Genomic DNA, 17,112 nt, shown 5'->3' with positions numbered 1-17,112 from the left:
GCCCCGTCCGGCTTCCCCGAATCAATCAGGGAACATTAACAGGAAAAGCGCGCCGCACTTGAATTCCGGGCGTTTGCGGGGGTAGCAAGGCGATAGCTTCCGAGGGCGTTGCCGCCCGTCCGCGCCAACTTGATTCGGCCATAGCTGTCAGGATTTCGATGACCGCCCGTTCCAGCCTCACGATCGTGCTCGCCGCCGGCGAAGGCACGCGCATGCGATCGAGCCTGCCGAAGGTGCTGCATCCGGTCGCGCACCGGAGTCTGCTCGCGCACGTGCTCGCCGCCGCACCCAAGGGAACCGGCACCTCGCTCGCGGTGGTGATCGGCCCCGATCATCAGGCAGTCGCGGATGAAGCCAAGCGCATCCGCCCCGACGCGCTGACCTTCGTGCAGGCCGAGCGGCTCGGCACCGCGCATGCGGTACTGGCGGCGCGCGAGGCGATCGCGAGCGGCGCCGACGATCTCCTCATCGCGTTCGGCGACACGCCGCTGATCTCGGCCGAGACCTTTGCGCGGCTGCGCGCGCCGCTCGCCCGCGGCGCAGCCATTGCCGCGCTCGGCTTTCGCGCCGCCGACCCGACCGGCTACGGCCGCTTCATCGTCGAGGGCGACCGCCTGGTTGCGATCCGCGAGCAGGCCGATGCCAGCGCGGACGAGCGCAAGATCGATCTGTGCAACGCCGGCGTGATGGCGATCGACGGCCGCCGTGCGCTCGACATTCTCGGGCAGATCGGCAATGCCAATTCCAAGGGCGAATATTATCTGACGGATGCGGTCGAAATCGTCCGCAGGCAGGGATGGGAGTCGGTGGTGATCGAAACCAGCGAAGACGAGGTGCGCGGCATCAACACCAAGGCGCAGCTCGCCGAGGCCGAAGCCGTAATGCAGGCGCGTTTGCGCAAGGCGGCGATGGAGGCCGGCGTCACGCTGATCGCGCCGGAGACGGTGTATCTGTCCACTGACACCGTGTTCGGCAAGGACGTGACGATCGAGCCGTTCGTGGTGATCGGCCCCGGCGTGTCGATCGCGGACGGCGCGGTGATCCACTCGTTCTCGCACATCGTCGAGACGACGCTCGGCAAGAAGGTCTCGATCGGACCCTATGCGCGGCTGCGTCCCGGCACCTCGCTCGGCGACGGCGCGCGCATCGGCAATTTCGTGGAGACCAAGGCGGCGACGCTGGAGGCCGGCGTCAAGGTCAACCATCTCTCCTATATCGGCGACGCCACGGTCGGCGCGAATTCCAACATCGGCGCCGGCACCATCACCTGCAACTACGATGGCTTCAAGAAGCACAAGACGGTGATCGGAAAGGGCGCCTTCGTCGGCACCAACTCCTCGCTGGTCGCCCCGGTGACGATCGGCAATGGTGCCTATATCGGCTCGGGCTCGGTGATCACGAAGGACGTACCCGACGACGCGATGGCGCTGGAGCGGAGCCCGCAGACCATCCGGGAAGGCGGCGCGGCGCGCTATCGCGAGATGAAGACCGGCGGCAAGAAGCCGGAGACGTGAGCGGCGCTATTCTTCGTCGGCGAATTCGGAGAAGATCGCGCGGGTCAGGCGCCAGCCGCGCGGCTTGGCGCGCTTCACCGGCTCGCCTTCGGGATGCTTGATGAAGAGGGGCTTGTTCTCTTTGCCGCGCAGCGGCGGCGGCCAATGCGCAAGGTGCGTGCCCGTGGTCTCGCTGGCGCGCAGATACATCGACGACAGACCCTTGCGGTCGGATGAGCCTTTCATGGCCTGGTTCTCCTGACCCGAATCGTTGGCCAAATGTATTGACAATGAGTTAACTGGCGCGGTTTAAGGCCGGCCAATTCGACGCAGACGACGCAGCGGTCGCGGGCCCGTGCTGACTCAATCAGCAATAATTATTGAGTATCTGGTTCCCTGCGATTTTCGCTAAAAACCGGGCGTGTCGTTTAGGCGATTTTCGACGATTTGGGGGATAGTGATCCGCATGTGCGGGATTGTCGGCATTCTCGGGCGCGAGCCGGTTGCAGAGCAATTGGTGGATTCGCTCAAACGCCTCGAATATCGCGGCTACGATTCCGCGGGCGTGGCCACGCTCGAAGGCAAGCACCTGGAGCGCCGCCGCGCCGAGGGAAAGCTGAACAATCTGGAGAAGCGGCTGGAGGCTGAGCCGCTCAAGGGTACCACCGGCATCGGTCACACGCGCTGGGCCACCCACGGCAAGCCGACCGTCAACAACGCCCACCCGCACGCGACCGAGCGCGTCGCCGTGGTCCACAACGGCATCATCGAGAATTTCCGCGAGCTGCGCGAGGAGCTCGAAAAGAAGGGCACGGTGTTCCACACCGAGACCGACACCGAGATCGTGCTGCATCTCGTCGACGATTTGCTCACGCGCGGCAATAAGCCCGTGGAAGCGGTGAAGCTGACGCTGGCGCGCCTGCGCGGCGCCTTCGCGCTCGGCTTCATCTTCGCCGGCGACAACGACCTCATGATCGGCGCCCGCAACGGCCCGCCGCTGGCGATCGGCTACGGCGACGGCGAGATGTATCTCGGCTCGGACGCCATTGCGCTCGGCCCGTTCACCGACACGATCAGCTATCTCGAGGACGGCGACTGGGCGGTGCTGACCCGCAAGAGCGCCGCGATCTTCGACAAGGACGGCCATGCCGTCCAGCGCGACAAGATCAGGCACGCCGCCTCGACCTCGCTGGTCGACAAGGCCAATTACCGTCACTTCATGGCCAAGGAGATCCATGAGCAGCCCGAGGTGGTCGGCCACACGCTGGCGCGCTACGTCGATATGGCGACCGAGCGCGTCGCGCTACCGGTCAAGCTGCCGTTCGATTTCAAGAACATCCAGCGCATCAACATCACCGCTTGCGGCACAGCGAGCTATGCCGGGTTCGTCGCCAAATACTGGTTCGAGCGCTTTGCGCGCCTGCCGGTCGAGGTCGACGTCGCCTCCGAATTCCGCTACCGCGAGGCCCCCTTGCGCAAGGGCGACCTCGCCATCTTCATCTCGCAGTCGGGCGAGACCGCCGACACGCTGGCGGCGCTGCGCTATGCCAAGGCCGAGGGCGTGCACACGATCGCGGTCGTCAACGTGCCGACCTCGACGATCGCGCGCGAGAGCGAGACGGTGCTGCAGACGCTGGCGGGACCCGAGATCGGCGTCGCCTCGACCAAGGCGTTCACCTGCCAGCTCATGGTGCTGGCAAACCTTGCGATCGCGGCCGGCAAGGCGCGCGGCGAATTGTCGGACGAGGACGAGACCAAGCTGGTCCACGGGCTCGTCGAGGTTCCGCGCCTGATGGCCGATGCGCTCACGAGCGAGCTCCAGATCGAGAAGCTGGCGCACCGGATCGCCAAGTCGCGCGACGTGCTCTATCTCGGCCGCGGCACCAGCTTCCCGCTGGCGCTCGAAGGCGCGCTCAAGCTGAAGGAGATCTCCTACATCCACGCCGAGGGCTATGCCGCCGGCGAGCTCAAGCACGGCCCCATCGCGCTGATCGACGAGACCATGCCGGTCGTCGTCATCGCACCCCACGACCGCGTGTTCGAGAAGACCGTCTCCAACATGCAGGAGGTCGCCGCGCGCGGCGGCAACATCATTCTGATGACCGATGCCAAGGGCGCGGCGGAGGCGACGGTCGAGTCCCTCGTCACCATCGTCATGCCCGATATGGCAGCAGCCTTCACGCCGATGGTCTATGCTGTCCCGGTGCAGCTGCTCGCCTATCACACGGCCGTCGTGATGGGGACCGACGTCGACCAGCCGCGCAACCTCGCAAAATCGGTGACCGTGGAATAGGCAATCTGGATATCGATCGGCCGCTCTCTTCCAAAACCTGCTAGAAGACCCTAGCTTGTGGTAGCGACCGACCTGGAACCCGAATGACCCCCCGCGACGACGCGCCTGCGCCTCTTGATCCCGTTCCGGAACCGCATACCGGCCTGATGGGCCGTTTCCGCAATTATTTCCTGACCGGCCTCGTGGTGACGGGGCCGATCGCGATCACCCTCTATCTGGTCTGGTGGTTCGTTACCTGGGTCGACGGCGTGGTGCGGCCGTTCGTGCCGCTGGCCTACCGGCCGGAAACCTATCTTCCCTACGTCATTCCCGGCTGGGGACTGATTGTCGCATTCTTCACGCTGACGCTGGTCGGCTTCCTCGCGGCCAATCTGATCGGCCGCACGCTGGTCGATGTCGGCGAGACCTTTCTCGGCCGGATCCCGGCGGTGCGCGCGATCTATCGCGGCCTGAAGCAGGTGTTCGAGACGCTGTTCTCGGGCAAGGGCTCGAGCTTCCGGAAAGTGGGCCTGGTCGAGTTTCCTTCGCCGGGCATGTGGTCGATCGTGCTGATCTCGCAGTCGCCGAACGAGGACATCTCGCGCAGCCTGCCGGGGCAGGAGGAGCACGTGTCGGTGTTCCTGCCGTGCTCGCCGAACCCGACCACGGGCTTCTTCTTCTATGTCCCCAAAAGCAAGATCATCGAGGTCGATCTCACCGCCGAGGACGCCGCGACGCTGATCATGTCGGCCGGCGTGGTGCAGCCGGGCTCGTCGCCCGATCCGAAGAAGGCGGCCGCGCTTGCGGGCATGGCGAATGCTGCGCGGATTGCCAATGCCTCCACGCTCCGGCCCGAGCCTGCGAAGGCGGAGTAGGGCCATTCCGCCGCGGGATGGTCGCGTTCACGCGGGCGCATTCGTCCTCTGTTAGTCTCAGGTCGACCGAACCTGCCGCTCGGAATTCGACCTGGAGTGCACGATGTCCAAAACCATTGCGATCCTCGCCCCCGGCGCCATGGGCAGCGCCGTGGCCCGGCGCCTCAGCGAGAACGGTGCGCGCGTGCTGACGTCGCTCAAGGGGCGGAGCGAGGCGACGCGCAAACGCGCCGCGGACGCCGGAATGGTCGGCGCCGAGGACGATGCGATCGCGGACGCCGACATCATCCTCTCGATCGTGCCGCCGGGCGAAGCCGTCGCGCTGGCCGAACGGCTGGCCGCGCTGATCGTCAGGCGCGAGAAGAAGCCGGTCGTGGTCGATTGCAACGCCGTCAATGTCGATACCGTGCAAAGAATTGAGGAGATCATCGGGTCGGCGCAGGCGCCGTTCGTCGATGCCGGCATCATCGGCTTTCCGCCGCAGCCAGGTGGCAAGAGCCCGGCCTTCTACATGTCGGGCGAGCATGCCAAGGACGTTGCCGTGCTTGGGGATCTCGGCCTCGACGTGCGGATCGTCGAAGGCCCGGTCGGCGCGGCCTCGGCGTTGAAAATGTCCTATGCCGGCATCGTCAAGGGCCTCGCCGGCATCGGATCGGCGATGGTGATCGCAGCCACGAAGGCGGGCGCGGCCGATGCACTGCGCGACGAGCTCGCGCTGAGCCAGCCCGCCATCTTGGCGCGGCTCGAAGTCGCGCTGCCCGACATGATCCCGAAGGCCTATCGCTGGGTCGCCGAGATGCGGGAGATTTCAGGATTCCTCGGGCCCGATCATCCGGCCAGCCAGATCTACGAGGGCTTTGCGCGGTGGTTCGAGCATCTGGCGGAGGATGCGAAGGGGGAGGCTGTGGATGCGGGATTGATGAAGACCTTCGCGGCGAGCATCGCGCGGAAGAAGGCCTGATCGCGCGCATTCTCGCTCTCTCAACACGTCATTGCGAGCGCAGCGAAGCAATCCAGGCTGCCTCCGCGGGAAGATTCTGGATTGCTTCGCTGCGCTCGCAATGACGTGGAGGTTCCGGTGCCTTTGCGTCTGTCACGAATCTTGCGGCACTGCCTCAAAGTTAGCCCGCTCCGATCAGCGGAATCGCCTCGTCGCGCTCATAGAGATACAGCAGGCACCGCAGCGCTTCGCCGCGTTCGCCCTTCAGCTTCGGATCCTCCTTGAGGATTCGCAGCGCCTCGTCTCTTGCCTGGGCGATCAACTGGCCATGCACCTCCGGGCGCGCGATGCGGTAGCCGGGCAGGCCGCTCTGGCGCACGCCCAGCACGTCGCCTTCGCCGCGCAGCTTCAGGTCTTCCTCGGCGATGCGGAAGCCGTCGGTGGTCTCGCGGATCACTTTCAGCCGCGCCTTCGACATCTCGCCGAGCGGCTCGCCATAGAGCAGGATGCAGGTCGATGCTTCGGAGCCGCGCCCGATGCGGCCGCGGAGCTGGTGGAGCTGGGCAAGACCGAAACGCTCGGCGTTCTCGATCACCATGATGGTGGCGGCCGGAACGTCGACGCCGACCTCGACCACGGTGGTCGCGACCAGCAGGCCGATGTCGTGCGCGGCGAACTGGGCCATGACGCGGTCCTTCTCGGTGCCCTTCATCTGGCCGTGGACGAGGCCGACGCGATCGCCGAAGCGCTTTTGCAGGGTCTCGAAACGCTTGGTGGCGTTGGTGAGATGCTCGGTGCCCTCAGCCTCGGACTCCTCGACCAGCGGGCAGATCCAGTAGACCAGCTTGCCGGCTTCGAGCGCACGGCCGACGCCTTCCATGACCTCGCCGATGCGGCTCATCGGCACGGCGCGGGTATCGATGGGCTGGCGGCCGGCCGGCTTTTCGCGCAGCTCGGAGATGTCCATATCGCCGAAATAGGTCAGCACCAGCGTGCGCGGGATCGGCGTTGCGCTCAGCACCAGCACGTCGACAGCCTCGCCCTTGGACGTCAGCGCGAGGCGCTCGCGCACGCCGAAACGGTGCTGCTCGTCGACGATGGCGAGCGCGAGATCCCTGAACACGACATCGTCCTGGATCAGCGCATGGGTGCCGACGAGCAGGTCGATCCCGCCCTCGGCGAGCTCAGTGATGATCTCGCGCCGCTCCTTGCCCTTCTCGCGGCCGGTGAGGATCGCGACCCGCAATCCCGCGCGCTCGGCGAGCGGAGCGATGGTCTTGATGTGCTGGCGCGCCAGGATCTCGGTCGGGGCCATCAACGCGGCCTGCTTGCCGACCTCGGCGACCGCGGCGGCCGCGAGCAGCGCCACCACGGTCTTGCCGGAGCCGACGTCACCTTGCAGCAGGCGCAGCATGCGCAGCGGCTGCTTGAGGTCTTCGGCAATCGCCGCCGCAGCGTTGCGCTGTGACGGTGTGAGCGCGTAAGGAAGGGCATCGATGATCTTGTTGCGCAGATGCCCGTCGCCGGCATTGCGCACGCCCGCAGGACGGCGCAGCTGCGCGCGGATCAGGGCGAGCGCGAGCTGGCCGGCCAAGAGCTCGTCGAAGGCGAGGCGCGACCAGAACGGCCGGTCGGGCAAGATGTCGGTCAGCTCGACCGGCTGGTGCACGCGATTGAGCGCCTCCGCGATCGGCGGGAAGTCACATCGGCGCAGCACCTCCGGGCTGATCCATTCCGGCAGCGCGGGAAGCTTTTGCAGCGCCTGCGCGATCGCGCGGCGGAGCGAGCCGAGCGCGAGCCCTTCCGTCAGCGGATAGACCGGGTCGATCCCTGACAGCTTCGAGATCGCCTCCTCGTCGAGCACGCGATCGGGATGCACGATCTGCGGGATGCCGTCGTACATTTGCAGCGTGCCGGAGACGAAGCGCTTCTCGCCGACCGGCAAGAGCTTCTCGACAAAGCCCGGCTTGGCGCGGAAGAAGGTCAGCACCACGTCGCCGGTATCGTCGCTGGCGTAGACCAGATACGGCGCGCGCGAACTGCGCGGCGGCGGCGGGCGGTGACGATCGACGGTGACCTCCAGCGTCACCATGGTTCCAATTGCCGCGTCGCGGATCTTCGGCCGGGCCCGGCGGTCGATCACCTGGCTCGGCAGATGCAAGAGCAGATCGATTAGCCGCGGCGTCTCGCTGCGGCTGAGCAGGTACTGCAACAGCTTGTCCTGCTTCGGACCGACGCCGGACAGGCTGGTCACGGGAGCAAACAGTGGATTGAGCAGGCTGGGGCGCATTCGGGGAATCTAAGATCGTTCCTCGCCGTCATGCCCGGCTTTATGCCGGGCATCCACGGCTTTTTTTCCGCGCGACGTGGATGGCCGGGACATAGGCGAGCGGAAGCGACGCCGTCCTTCAGACGGCTATGCCCGGCCATGACGGATTGGAGGGACGACCTCCCGCAACAAAGGGCTGACACCGGGGGTCCAAGTGGCTATATCACCCCCGCCCGGCACGTCCGGGCTTTCTGCGTTTGACTGGATTTGAGACATGACGGGAACGACACGATCGAGCAGCGGGCTGGATGACCGCCGCAAGCGGCTTCTGTTCCGCTGCTGGCACCGCGGCACGCGCGAGATGGACCTGATCCTCGGCCGCTTCGCGGATGCCGAGATCGGCAATCTGTCCGACGACGAGCTGAGCCAGCTCGAGACCTTGCTCGAGGTCAACGATCCCGATCTCTATGCCGCCATCACCGGTGACAAGGTGCTGCCGGCCGACGTCACCGGCGCGCTGTTTGCCCGCATCAAGGCGTTCCCGATCGCGGACGACAACGCATGAAGCAGGGGATGAAATCTCCGGCCGAGCTGCTCGCGCCCGGCCGCGCGCTGACGCTCGCCAATGTCGCGGAAGGTGCCGAAGGCCTCGTCGTCTCCGATCTCGCCCGTGCCATCGCGGCGCGGCCGAAGAAGCCGGCGGTCAGCCTCGCCGTGGTCTGCCGCGATGGCGGGCGCATGCAGTCGCTCGAACGCGCACTTAGGTTCTTCGCGCCCGATCTGCCGGTGCTGACCTTCCCGGCCTGGGACTGCCAACCCTATGACCGCGTCTCGCCGCATGGCGGCGTTCTCGCCCAGCGCCTGACCACGCTGGCGCGGCTGGCCTCGCTCACCGGCAGCGACAAGCCGCTGATCGTGCTGACCACGGTGAACGCGGTGGTGCAGCGCGTGCCCGCGCGCGAGCTGGTCGCGGCGCAGGCGCTGTCGGTCGCGCCGGGCAACGTCGTGCCGATGGACACCGTCGTCGCCTGGCTCGAGCACAACGGCTACAACCGCTCCTCCACCGTGCGCGAGCCCGGCGAATACGCCGTGCGCGGCGGCATTTTGGATCTGTTTCCGGCCGGCCTCGAGCAGCCGGTGCGGTTCGACTTCTTCGGGGACAGCCTGGAATCGATCCGCTCCTTCGACGCGGAGACCCAGCGCACGCTGCTCGACATGCGTTCGCTCGACCTCGTGCCGGTCTCCGAGTTTCAGCTCGTCACCGACACCATCCGCAGATTCCGCATGGGCTATGTCGCCGAGTTCGGCGCGCCCGAGCGCGACGATGCGCTGTACGAGGCCGTCAGCGAGGGCCGCCGCCATCCCGGCATGGAGCACTGGCTGCCGTTGTTCCAGGACCGGATGGATACGCTGTTCGACTATCTGCAAGGCGCTCCGATCGCGATCGAGCCGCAGGCCGAGGACGCCGTGCGCGAGCGCTTCAAGCAGATCCTCGACTATTACGAGGCCCGCCGCGAGGCGATGGAGCATCCCGGCGGCGGCGCGATCTACAAGCCGCTGCCGCCCGACCGGCTGTACCTGACCGAGGAGGAATGGACCAAGCGCCTCGGCGCGATCCCGCTGGCGCGGCTGACGCCGTTCTCGGTGCCGACCGATGGCACCGGCGTAGTCGATGCCGACGCGCGCAAGGGCCGCGACTTCGCGCCGGAGCGCAACGACAGCAATGTCAACGTGTTCGAGTCCGTGGTCAGCCACGTCATGGCGCTGCAGGCGCAGCGCAAGAAGGTCGTGATCGCGCTGTGGACGGAGGGCTCGCGCGACCGCATGACCTCGATGCTGCGCGACCACAAGCTCGCCCACACCACCAGCGTCAACTCATGGCGGACGGTGCAGGCGACGCCGCGCAACGAGACTATGCTCGCCGTGCTCGGCCTCGAGAGCGGCTTCGAGACCGACGAGATCGCCGTCATCAGCGAGCAGGACATCCTCGGCGATCGCCTGGTGCGGCCGCGCAAGGCCAGTCGCAAGCTAGACAATTTCATCTCGGAGGTGACGAGCCTCACCGCCGGCGACATCGTCGTCCACGTCGATCACGGCATCGGCCGGTTCATCGGCCTGCAGACGCTGGACGTCGCCGGCGCGCCGCATGACTGCCTCGAGCTGCATTATGCCGCCGAGACCAAGCTGTTCCTGCCGGTCGAGAACATCGAGCTCTTATCGCGTTACGGCTCTGATCAAACCACGGTCGAGCTCGACCGCCTTGGTGGCTCGGGCTGGCAGACCCGAAAAGCAAAACTGAAGAACCGCATCCGCGAGATCGCGGGCGAGCTGATCAAGATCGCGGCCGAACGCATGCTGCACGAAGCGCCGAAGCTGCCGGTGCAGCAGGGCGTCTACGACGAGTTCTGCGCACGCTTCCCCTATGACGAGACCGAGGACCAGCTGGGCGCGATCGAGTCCACGCTGAAGGATCTCGAAAAGGGCCGCCCGATGGATCGCCTGATCTGCGGCGACGTCGGCTTCGGCAAGACCGAGGTGGCGCTGCGCGCCGCCTTCGCCGTGGCGCTCGACGGCAAGCAGGTCGCGGTCGTGGTGCCGACCACGCTGTTGGCGCGTCAGCACTACCGGACCTTCAGCGAGCGCTTCAAAGGCTTCCCGGTCAATGTCGCGCAGGCCTCGCGCCTGATCCCGACCAAGCAGCTCAACGAGGTCAAGAAGGGTATCGCCGACGGCTCGGTCGACATCGTCGTCGGCACCCACGCGTTGCTCGGCAAGGCGATCAAATTCCGCGACCTTGGCCTGCTCATCGTCGACGAGGAGCAGCATTTCGGCGTCAGCCACAAGGAGCGGTTGAAGGCGCTGCGCGCCGAGGTGCACGTGCTGACGCTGTCGGCGACCCCGATCCCGCGCACGCTCCAATTGGCACTGACCGGCGTCCGCGAGCTCTCGATCATCGCATCGCCCCCGGTCGACCGTCTCGCGGTGCGAACCTTCGTCGCCCCGCACGATCCCCTGATGATCCGCGAAGCGCTCCTGCGCGAGCGCTATCGTGGCGGCCAGGCGTTCTACGTGGTGCCGCGCATCGACGATCTCGCCGAGGTCAAGGACTTCCTCGACAAGAACGTGCCCGAGATGAAGGTCGCGGTCGCGCATGGCCAGATGCCGCCGGCCGTGATCGAGGACATCATGACCGCGTTCTACGACGGCAAGTTCGACGTTCTGTTGTCGACCACCATAGTCGAGTCCGGCCTCGACATCCCCAACGCCAACACGTTGATCGTGCATCGCGCCGATATGTTCGGCCTTGCCCAGCTCTACCAGCTGCGCGGCCGCGTCGGCCGCTCCAAGCTGCGGGCCTATGCGCTGTTCACGCTGCCGGCGCAGCAGAAGATCACGGCGCAGGCCGAGCGCCGGCTCACCGTGCTGCAGTCGCTGGAGACGCTGGGCGCCGGCTTCCAGCTCGCCTCCCACGACCTCGACATCCGCGGCGCCGGCAATTTGCTCGGCGAGGAGCAGTCCGGCCACATCAAGGAGGTCGGCTTCGAGCTCTATCAGTCGATGCTGGAGGAGGCGATCGTCAACCTCAAGGCCGGCGTCTCCGAGCCCGCCGCCGATCGCTGGTCGCCCCAGATCACCATCGGCATGCCCGTGCTGATTCCGGAGGACTATGTCAGCGACCTCTCGGTGCGGCTGTCGCTGTACCGGCGCCTGGCCGATCTCGACACCGAGGAGGAGATCGAGAATTTCGGCGCCGAGATGCGCGACCGCTTCGGCGTGCTGCCGGACGAGGTGCGCTATCTGTTCAAGGTCGCCGCGATCAAGGCGTTCTGCCGCCGGGCCAATGTCGAGAAGATCGACGCCGGCCCGAAGGGCGCCGTCATCGTCTTCCGCGACAATTCCTTCGCCCATCCCGAGCGCCTCGTGAGCTTCATCCGCAGCTACGGCCAGGCCGCCAAGGTGCGGCCCGACATGAAGGTTGTGTTCCTGCAGGACTGGGAGACCCCGGAAGAGCGTCTTGCCGGCACCACGGAGATCATGCGGCAGCTGGCGCAGCTCGCCGAGAGCAAGAAGGCGGCGTAGAGGCACCGGCCTCACCGCGTCATTGCGAGGAGCCCTTGCGACGAAGCAATCCAGAGTCTTTCCTCGGAGGGATTCTGGATTGCTTCGCTGCGCTCGCAATGACGGTGGTTATTGCGACAGCCCGCGAGAAAGCTAAGACGCCGCCCTTGACGCGTCCGCCGACAGCCGCGCCAGCAAGGACCTTGCCGTATCCGACGGCGACAGCGAGTCCACGCTGACCACGGGATCGCTGCGCATCTCGTGCTTGCCATTGGAGGTGTGGCGCATCACCGCCGACAGGCGGCGCGCAATCATGTGCGCGGTGCGAAAGTCGGTCTCGGCGAACACGACGATGACTGAGCCGTCCTTCTGCGCGGCGCCGAAATCCATCTGCCGCATCAGGCGGCTCAAGATACGCGCGGCGTCGAGCTGGGCGCGGGGATTGTTGGGATCGAAGGCGAAGCGGGCGACCGAAAGGCCGCCGCCGCGCGCCAGCGTCTGCTCGACCGCCTTGGCGAAATCGCGGGCGAAGGCTTCCACCGTGAGCAGGCCGCTGCGCGGATCGAGCCAGCCGCCGGCATCGATCGAGCGCAAGGTGCGGCTCAGCTGCGCTTCCATGGCGTGCTGGCGGATCAAGGGCAATGCGTTGGCCGCGATCCTCGCCGGCTCGCCCGCGATCAGCTCGAGATTGGGCAGGTCGTAGCTCTGGGTGAGCTGGTGGGCGGTGACGACCACGGGCAGGCTGCGGAAGCGGGTGTCCTCGGCGAGCACGGTCAGAAACGCATCGGTCACGCGCGCGGTAAAACCTTCAGCGAGCACGACGCCGTCGAGATCGCGGGTGTTGAGGTGTTTCGCGGCCGCCTCGATCGAGAGCGCACCGACCACGCCGACGCGCTCGCCGAACGCGACGGAGAGCGCAGGGTAAGCCGCGCCGCGGCCGATCAGGAGCACGGTGGCATCGCGTGCGGGATCGCCCTGCGGCAGCGCGATTTTCACTTCGGGCAGCCGGCGCAGAACCGTTGCGTGCAATGTGCGCACGCGCAGCGCCGCCCGGAGCCGCGCGATCAGCCGGTCGGGATTGCCGCCGCGCGAGGAGAAGGGCAGGGCGTTGTGCGGCAGCGTGCCCGCCGCATCCAGCGCCACGAAGGGCAGGTAAGGCGATTGAGCGGCGATCTTCTGAGCAAGCCGCGTCACATGCGGCTCGTGTCCGGCATGGACCGCAGCGAGAACCGCGGCCGGCTGCACCTCTTCGACCGCGCGCGGCGCGCTGGTCCAGTCGGTGTCGACGACGGGAAAGAGCCGGGCCTCGTCCAGCGCCGCCACGAAGGCGGGGCGTTCGGCATCGGACACAAACAGGATCGGGCCCGCCTGGGACATGTAAAAACTCTGATCGCGCAACAATTTGCCGCCGCAATCTAGTTTGGCCGCCTTAATGCTGCGTCAACGCAGGCGCTGAAACCGCGCCTAGACAGGCCCGGAGCGGTCGCGAAAAGCCTCGACCATCAGGGGGTTAAGCCCGAGCTCGCTGAGCGCCTCGCGGGCGCGGGCATTGTCCTGGGCGCGCCCGGCGAGCCGGTGGCCGGAGAGGCGGTCGGGCAGCGCCGTGAGCAGCGCGCCCTGGCCGAGCCGGCGCGCCCATTCCTGCAGGTCGTTTGAGAGGAAGCGATAGCCGCCGACCGCCATGATGCCGGAGGGCGGCGCTGTGATGCAGATCGCGCCGCTCGGGCGATCGAGCCGCGCGGCATAGCCGGTGTCGACATAGTCGCGCGGCGGCTGCGCCGTCAGCGTCTCGCCGACCGGCTGCGGCGGGGCGTAGGCCGCGATCGGCACCATCGCGCCGCGCAGGCCAAGCGTGCCCTTCGGCGTCAGCAGGATCTCGCCGGCGATGGAGGAGCCGGACTGCTCGCGCGGAGCGCCGTGCGGCCCCGGCATCACCGGCACCGGCATGCCGTCCTCGCCGCGGCGGGCGCCGAACAATCCGGCCTCGCCGAACAGGTAGACGTCGGTCAGCGGCGCATGCGGCGCAATCCAGGCATCGCTCGCCGCGACCTGCTCGGGCGCGCGCCACAGGCCGATGACGTTGCGCAAAGTCGGCATCCGCGCCGCGAGGTCGGCATCGCCGAGCCGCAGCGCGAGCTGCGCCGGCGCGATCAGCACCTCGCATTCGTGCTCGTTGATCTGCTGCTCCAGCACATCGTTCTCGAACGGATGATGCAGCGCCATCGTGCCGCCCGAGAGCAGCCACACCGCGAGCGAGGAGGCGAGCCCTGCGAACGACATCGGCGTGAACGCCGCCATCACGGTCGCGCCCTGCTTGATGTCGGCTTCGAGCGACATCGCAAGGCCGCCCGCGATCAGGCTGAAATGCGGCCGCGGCACCGGACGGAAGCCCTCCGCCGTGACGTCGAAGGAGATCATGGCCGCCTTGCGGCCGTCCTGGATCACGGCGCGCGTGGTGCCGGGCGGGCGTGCCAGGACGTCGTCGAGCGAAGCCATGCCTTCGGGCAGGTCGCTTCCGAAGCCGTAGACGTGCCGGATCGAGAACGCCTCGGCCGCGGCGTGCATGGCGAGATCAGCATAGCTGACGCCGTCGACCGTGCTCATGGTAACGATGGCGCGCGCGGCGGTGCGGTTGAGCGCTGCGGTCAGTTCCGCATGGCGCCAGAGCAGCGGCAGCACGGCGACGACGAGGCCGGCGCGATGGGCGGCGAGCACGGTCAGCACGAACTCGACCGTGTTGGGCAACTGGATCGCGATCACGGAATTGGCGGGCAGGCCGGATTCGACGAAATGCGCCGACAGCGCCTCGATGGCGGTATCGGCCTCGGTATAGCTCATCCGCCGCGGCTGGTGCCCGGTGATGCGTGCCTTGTTGAGCGGATCGAGCAGGGCGGTCGCGTGCGGCTGCCGCATCAGCGTGCGCTGAAACAATGTGTCGAGCGTCGGCGATATTGCTGGCTGGTTCACGGCGTCACTTCGCTTGATGAGCTTGCGGCTGCCCCTTCGACCACCAGGTCTCCGGCAAATAGCCCGAGAGCGAGGTGGTCTTGGGCCGTTCTATCCGATTCCAGCGCGCGATCCATTGCTCCGATACGTTAAACAGCGGGATTGTGTAGAAGCCCGCGATCAGAGCGCGGTCGAGCGCGCGCACCGCCGCAACGAAATCCGTATGTTCACGGGCCTCGAGCAGGGTGGCGATCATGGCATCGACGGCGGGATCCCTGGCGCCCATGTAGTTGCGGGTGCCCGGATTGTCCGCGGCCGCACTGCCCCAATAGAAGTACTGCTCGTTGCCGGGCGACAGCGACTGGTCCCAGCGGTTCTGGATCATGTCGAACTCGTAGGCGAGCCGGCGCTGGTCGAATTGCACGGGATCGACCGAGCGCACGCTGGCCTCGATGCCGGCGCGTCTGAGGTCGCGCTGGAAGGCGAGCGCGATGCGCTCCTGGTCGCGCGTCGTGACCATGATCTCGAAGGTGAAGGGGCTCTTGGTCGCGCGATTGCGCAGCACGGTGCCGTCGAGATCGTAGCCGGCCTGCGACAGCAGCTTCAGCGCGGCGCGCAGCGTGGTGCGGTCGCGGCCTGATCCGTCAGTGACCGGCAGGCGGTAGCTGCCGTCCAGGATGTCGGGCGGAATCCGTGCGGCGAACGGTTTGAGCAGCTCACGCTCGCGCGCATCCGCAGGCTTGCCATAGGCTGATAGCTCCGAGCCGGCGAAATAGCCGGCCACGCGCGAATAGAGCCCGAAGAAATAGCTGCGGTTCACCAGCTCGAAATCGAGCAGCAGCGTCAGAGCCTGCCGCACGCGGATGTCGGCGAAGACAGGACGGCGGGTGTTGAACACCAGGAATTCGGACGGCTGCGGCAGGCCGGGCTTGACGGTGTCGCGGATCACCTCGCCGCTTTTGGCGGCTGGAAAATCGTAGCCGTCGTGCCAGCGCAGCGGCTCGTGCTCAACGCGGAAATCGTAGAGGCCGCGCTTGAACGCCTCGAACTGCCCGTTGGCCTCGCGAAAATAGTCGAGCCGGATCTCGTCGAAATTGTAGAGCCCGCGATTGATGGCGAGGTTGCGGCCCCAATAATCGGGATTGCGCGTGAGTGTCATGCTGGCGCCGGGCTTCACCGCGGTGACGCGATAGGGGCCCGAGCCAATCGGCGCGGTCAGCGTCGTTTCCTCGAAGGTCGCGACGTCGATGGCGTGCTTCGGCAGGATCGGCATCAGGCCGAGAATCAGCGGCAGCTCGCGGTCGTTGGCGCCTGTCAGGTCGAATCGGACGGTGAGGGGGTCGGGCGCTTCGACCTTGGCGACCTTGCCGTAGTATTGCCGGTGATTGGGGCGGCCGCGGTCGCGCAGCAGCTGCCAGGAGAACAGCACGTCCTCTGCCGTGACCGGCTTGCCGTCGGAGAAGCGGGCGCGAGGATCGAGACGGAAGGTGACGAAGCTTCGCTCGTCATTGGTTTCGACGGTCCTGGCGAGCAGGCCATAAAGCGTGAACGGCTCGTCCTGCCCGCGCGCCAGCAGGCTCTCGACCACGTAGTTGCGGACCGGCTGCACCGCCAATCCCCTCACGATGAAGGGATTGAGGCTGTCGAAGGTGCCGAGAATGCCCCAGGTCAGGCGCCCGCCCTTGGGGGCATCGGGGTCGGCGTAAGGCATGTGGCTGAAGCCGGCGGGCATCGCCGGCTTGCCGTGCATGGCGATCGCATGGGCCTCCTCGGCCGCGGCGGTGCCCGCTGACAGCATCCCGGCAAGTGCAAGGGCAAGCGTATAGGGGCGGAGACCGGGGCCCTCGAAGAGGCGCTGGAACATGAACATCGGCACAAGGTGATTCGAGGACCGTCGGGCGAATCTTATCACAGGGAATTTGATGGGGCTTTCGCGCCAGACCGGCCAAAGACGCTTGTCGGCATTGATCTTTTCGTCGGCCACGTTAAGAAGGCACCCAATCGCGCAAGAGCGTCGAGCCCGTCACTTATCCGCCTCAATTGACGGGGAGAGAGCCGCGCCCAAGGCGGCCAGGTTCGGCGCTTCGGAGCGGTTCGGGCACTTCCCGTTCAGAAAGGGTTTTCCGCAATGAATTTCCGTTACTTGGCCGCGTCCGTCCGGCCGCGCGGGCGACTTCTCGCCCTGTTGACGGCGACGGCGTTGGCCGTTCCGTTTGCCGCCGAGGCCCAGACCCCTGCGCCGGCCCCCGGCGCAGGGG

General features: G+C 66.8%; 11 protein-coding genes and 1 pseudogene. 7 read left to right on the top strand and 5 right to left on the bottom strand.

Translation table 11 applies throughout. The features are described from left to right. Positions 1-158: 158 nt before the first annotated feature. On the top strand, positions 159-1,514 hold the full coding sequence (gene glmU, locus I6F28_RS11815; protein WP_225139963.1) for a bifunctional UDP-N-acetylglucosamine diphosphorylase/glucosamine-1-phosphate N-acetyltransferase GlmU: 1,356 nt from the start codon (positions 159-161) through the stop codon (positions 1,512-1,514). Between the two features lie 6 nt (positions 1,515-1,520). On the opposite strand, the gene I6F28_RS11810 is transcribed toward glmU, so the two are convergent. Further along, positions 1,521-1,739 (bottom strand): hypothetical protein, encoded by a 219-nt coding sequence (locus tag I6F28_RS11810; RefSeq protein ID WP_036012532.1) that lies wholly within the window; start codon positions 1,737-1,739, stop codon positions 1,521-1,523. A gap of 220 nt (positions 1,740-1,959) precedes the next feature. Here I6F28_RS11810 and glmS point away from each other — a divergent pair, with 220 nt between their 5' ends. The 3 genes from glmS to I6F28_RS11795 all read left to right on the top strand — a co-directional run bounded on the left by glmS (position 1,960) and on the right by I6F28_RS11795 (position 5,601). Beyond that, complete coding sequence (gene glmS, locus I6F28_RS11805) at positions 1,960-3,786, top strand: glutamine--fructose-6-phosphate transaminase (isomerizing) (protein WP_225139962.1); 1,827 nt, start codon at positions 1,960-1,962, stop codon at positions 3,784-3,786. Between the two features lie 83 nt (positions 3,787-3,869). Next, a complete protein-coding gene (locus I6F28_RS11800) occupies positions 3,870-4,640 on the top strand; it encodes a DUF502 domain-containing protein (RefSeq protein WP_036012517.1) in 771 nt (256 codons plus the stop codon). Positions 4,641-4,743: 103 nt separating this feature from the next. After that, positions 4,744-5,601 (top strand): NAD(P)-dependent oxidoreductase, encoded by an 858-nt coding sequence (locus I6F28_RS11795; RefSeq protein ID WP_225139961.1) that lies wholly within the window; start codon positions 4,744-4,746, stop codon positions 5,599-5,601. A gap of 160 nt (positions 5,602-5,761) precedes the next feature. Here I6F28_RS11795 and recG read toward each other — a convergent pair whose 3' ends face one another. Further along, on the bottom strand, positions 5,762-7,870 hold the full coding sequence (recG, locus tag I6F28_RS11790) for an ATP-dependent DNA helicase RecG (RefSeq protein ID WP_225139960.1): 2,109 nt from the start codon (positions 7,868-7,870) through the stop codon (positions 5,762-5,764). A 253-nt stretch (positions 7,871-8,123) separates the two neighbouring features. On the opposite strand from recG, the gene I6F28_RS11785 reads away from it, so the two are divergent. Beyond that, complete coding sequence (locus I6F28_RS11785) at positions 8,124-8,414, top strand: FAD assembly factor SdhE (RefSeq protein ID WP_057029242.1); 291 nt, start codon at positions 8,124-8,126, stop codon at positions 8,412-8,414. After that, positions 8,411-11,929 carry a transcription-repair coupling factor gene (mfd, locus tag I6F28_RS11780; RefSeq protein ID WP_225139959.1) on the top strand — a complete coding sequence of 1,173 codons (3,519 nt, stop codon included), beginning with the start codon at positions 8,411-8,413 and terminating at the stop codon, positions 11,927-11,929. The genes I6F28_RS11785 and mfd overlap by 4 nt, the downstream gene beginning before the upstream one ends. 132 nt (positions 11,930-12,061) lie before the next feature. On the opposite strand, the gene I6F28_RS11775 is transcribed toward mfd, so the two are convergent. The 3 genes from I6F28_RS11775 to I6F28_RS11765 all read right to left on the bottom strand — a co-directional run bounded on the left by I6F28_RS11775 (position 12,062) and on the right by I6F28_RS11765 (position 16,724). After that, the gene (locus I6F28_RS11775; RefSeq protein WP_225139958.1) at positions 12,062-13,285 is read right to left on the bottom strand and encodes a GGDEF domain-containing protein; all 1,224 of its coding nucleotides are present in this window, start codon (positions 13,283-13,285) and stop codon (positions 12,062-12,064) included. Positions 13,286-13,372: 87 nt separating this feature from the next. Beyond that, positions 13,373-14,875 carry a class I adenylate-forming enzyme family protein gene (locus I6F28_RS11770; protein WP_074447962.1) on the bottom strand — a complete coding sequence of 501 codons (1,503 nt, stop codon included), beginning with the start codon at positions 14,873-14,875 and terminating at the stop codon, positions 13,373-13,375. A gap of 4 nt (positions 14,876-14,879) precedes the next feature. Continuing rightward, positions 14,880-16,724, bottom strand: coding sequence for an extracellular solute-binding protein (locus I6F28_RS11765; RefSeq protein WP_225140151.1), 1,845 nt, complete (start codon positions 16,722-16,724; stop codon positions 14,880-14,882). A 258-nt stretch (positions 16,725-16,982) separates the two neighbouring features. On the opposite strand from I6F28_RS11765, the pseudogene I6F28_RS11760 reads away from it, so the two are divergent. Continuing rightward, a pseudogene (locus I6F28_RS11760) lies at positions 16,983-17,112 on the top strand (invasion associated locus B family protein); the annotation flags it as partial.

This window comes from Bradyrhizobium sp. NBAIM14, assembly GCF_020193895.1.
GTDB classification, from domain to species: domain Bacteria; phylum Pseudomonadota; class Alphaproteobacteria; order Rhizobiales; family Xanthobacteraceae; genus Bradyrhizobium; species Bradyrhizobium yuanmingense.
The sequence above is the reverse complement of the archived record's forward strand: the minus strand, read 5'-3'. Positions and strand labels throughout refer to the sequence as shown.

What these genes read in the sequence shown, in the direction of transcription:
- mfd (WP_225139959.1), top strand. Translation starts at nt 8,411, where the DNA reads ATGAAGCAGGGGATGAAATCTCCGGCCGAGCTGCTCGCGCCCGGCCGC.
- I6F28_RS11775 (WP_225139958.1), bottom strand. Translation starts at nt 13,285, where the DNA reads ATGTCCCAGGCGGGCCCGATCCTGTTTGTGTCCGATGCCGAACGCCCC.
- recG (WP_225139960.1), bottom strand. Translation starts at nt 7,870, where the DNA reads ATGCGCCCCAGCCTGCTCAATCCACTGTTTGCTCCCGTGACCAGCCTG.
- glmS (WP_225139962.1), top strand. Translation starts at nt 1,960, where the DNA reads ATGTGCGGGATTGTCGGCATTCTCGGGCGCGAGCCGGTTGCAGAGCAA.
- I6F28_RS11800 (WP_036012517.1), top strand. Translation starts at nt 3,870, where the DNA reads ATGACCCCCCGCGACGACGCGCCTGCGCCTCTTGATCCCGTTCCGGAA.
- I6F28_RS11810 (WP_036012532.1), bottom strand. Translation starts at nt 1,739, where the DNA reads ATGAAAGGCTCATCCGACCGCAAGGGTCTGTCGTCGATGTATCTGCGC.
- I6F28_RS11765 (WP_225140151.1), bottom strand. Translation starts at nt 16,724, where the DNA reads ATGTTCATGTTCCAGCGCCTCTTCGAGGGCCCCGGTCTCCGCCCCTAT.
- I6F28_RS11795 (WP_225139961.1), top strand. Translation starts at nt 4,744, where the DNA reads ATGTCCAAAACCATTGCGATCCTCGCCCCCGGCGCCATGGGCAGCGCC.
- glmU (WP_225139963.1), top strand. Translation starts at nt 159, where the DNA reads ATGACCGCCCGTTCCAGCCTCACGATCGTGCTCGCCGCCGGCGAAGGC.
- I6F28_RS11785 (WP_057029242.1), top strand. Translation starts at nt 8,124, where the DNA reads ATGACGGGAACGACACGATCGAGCAGCGGGCTGGATGACCGCCGCAAG.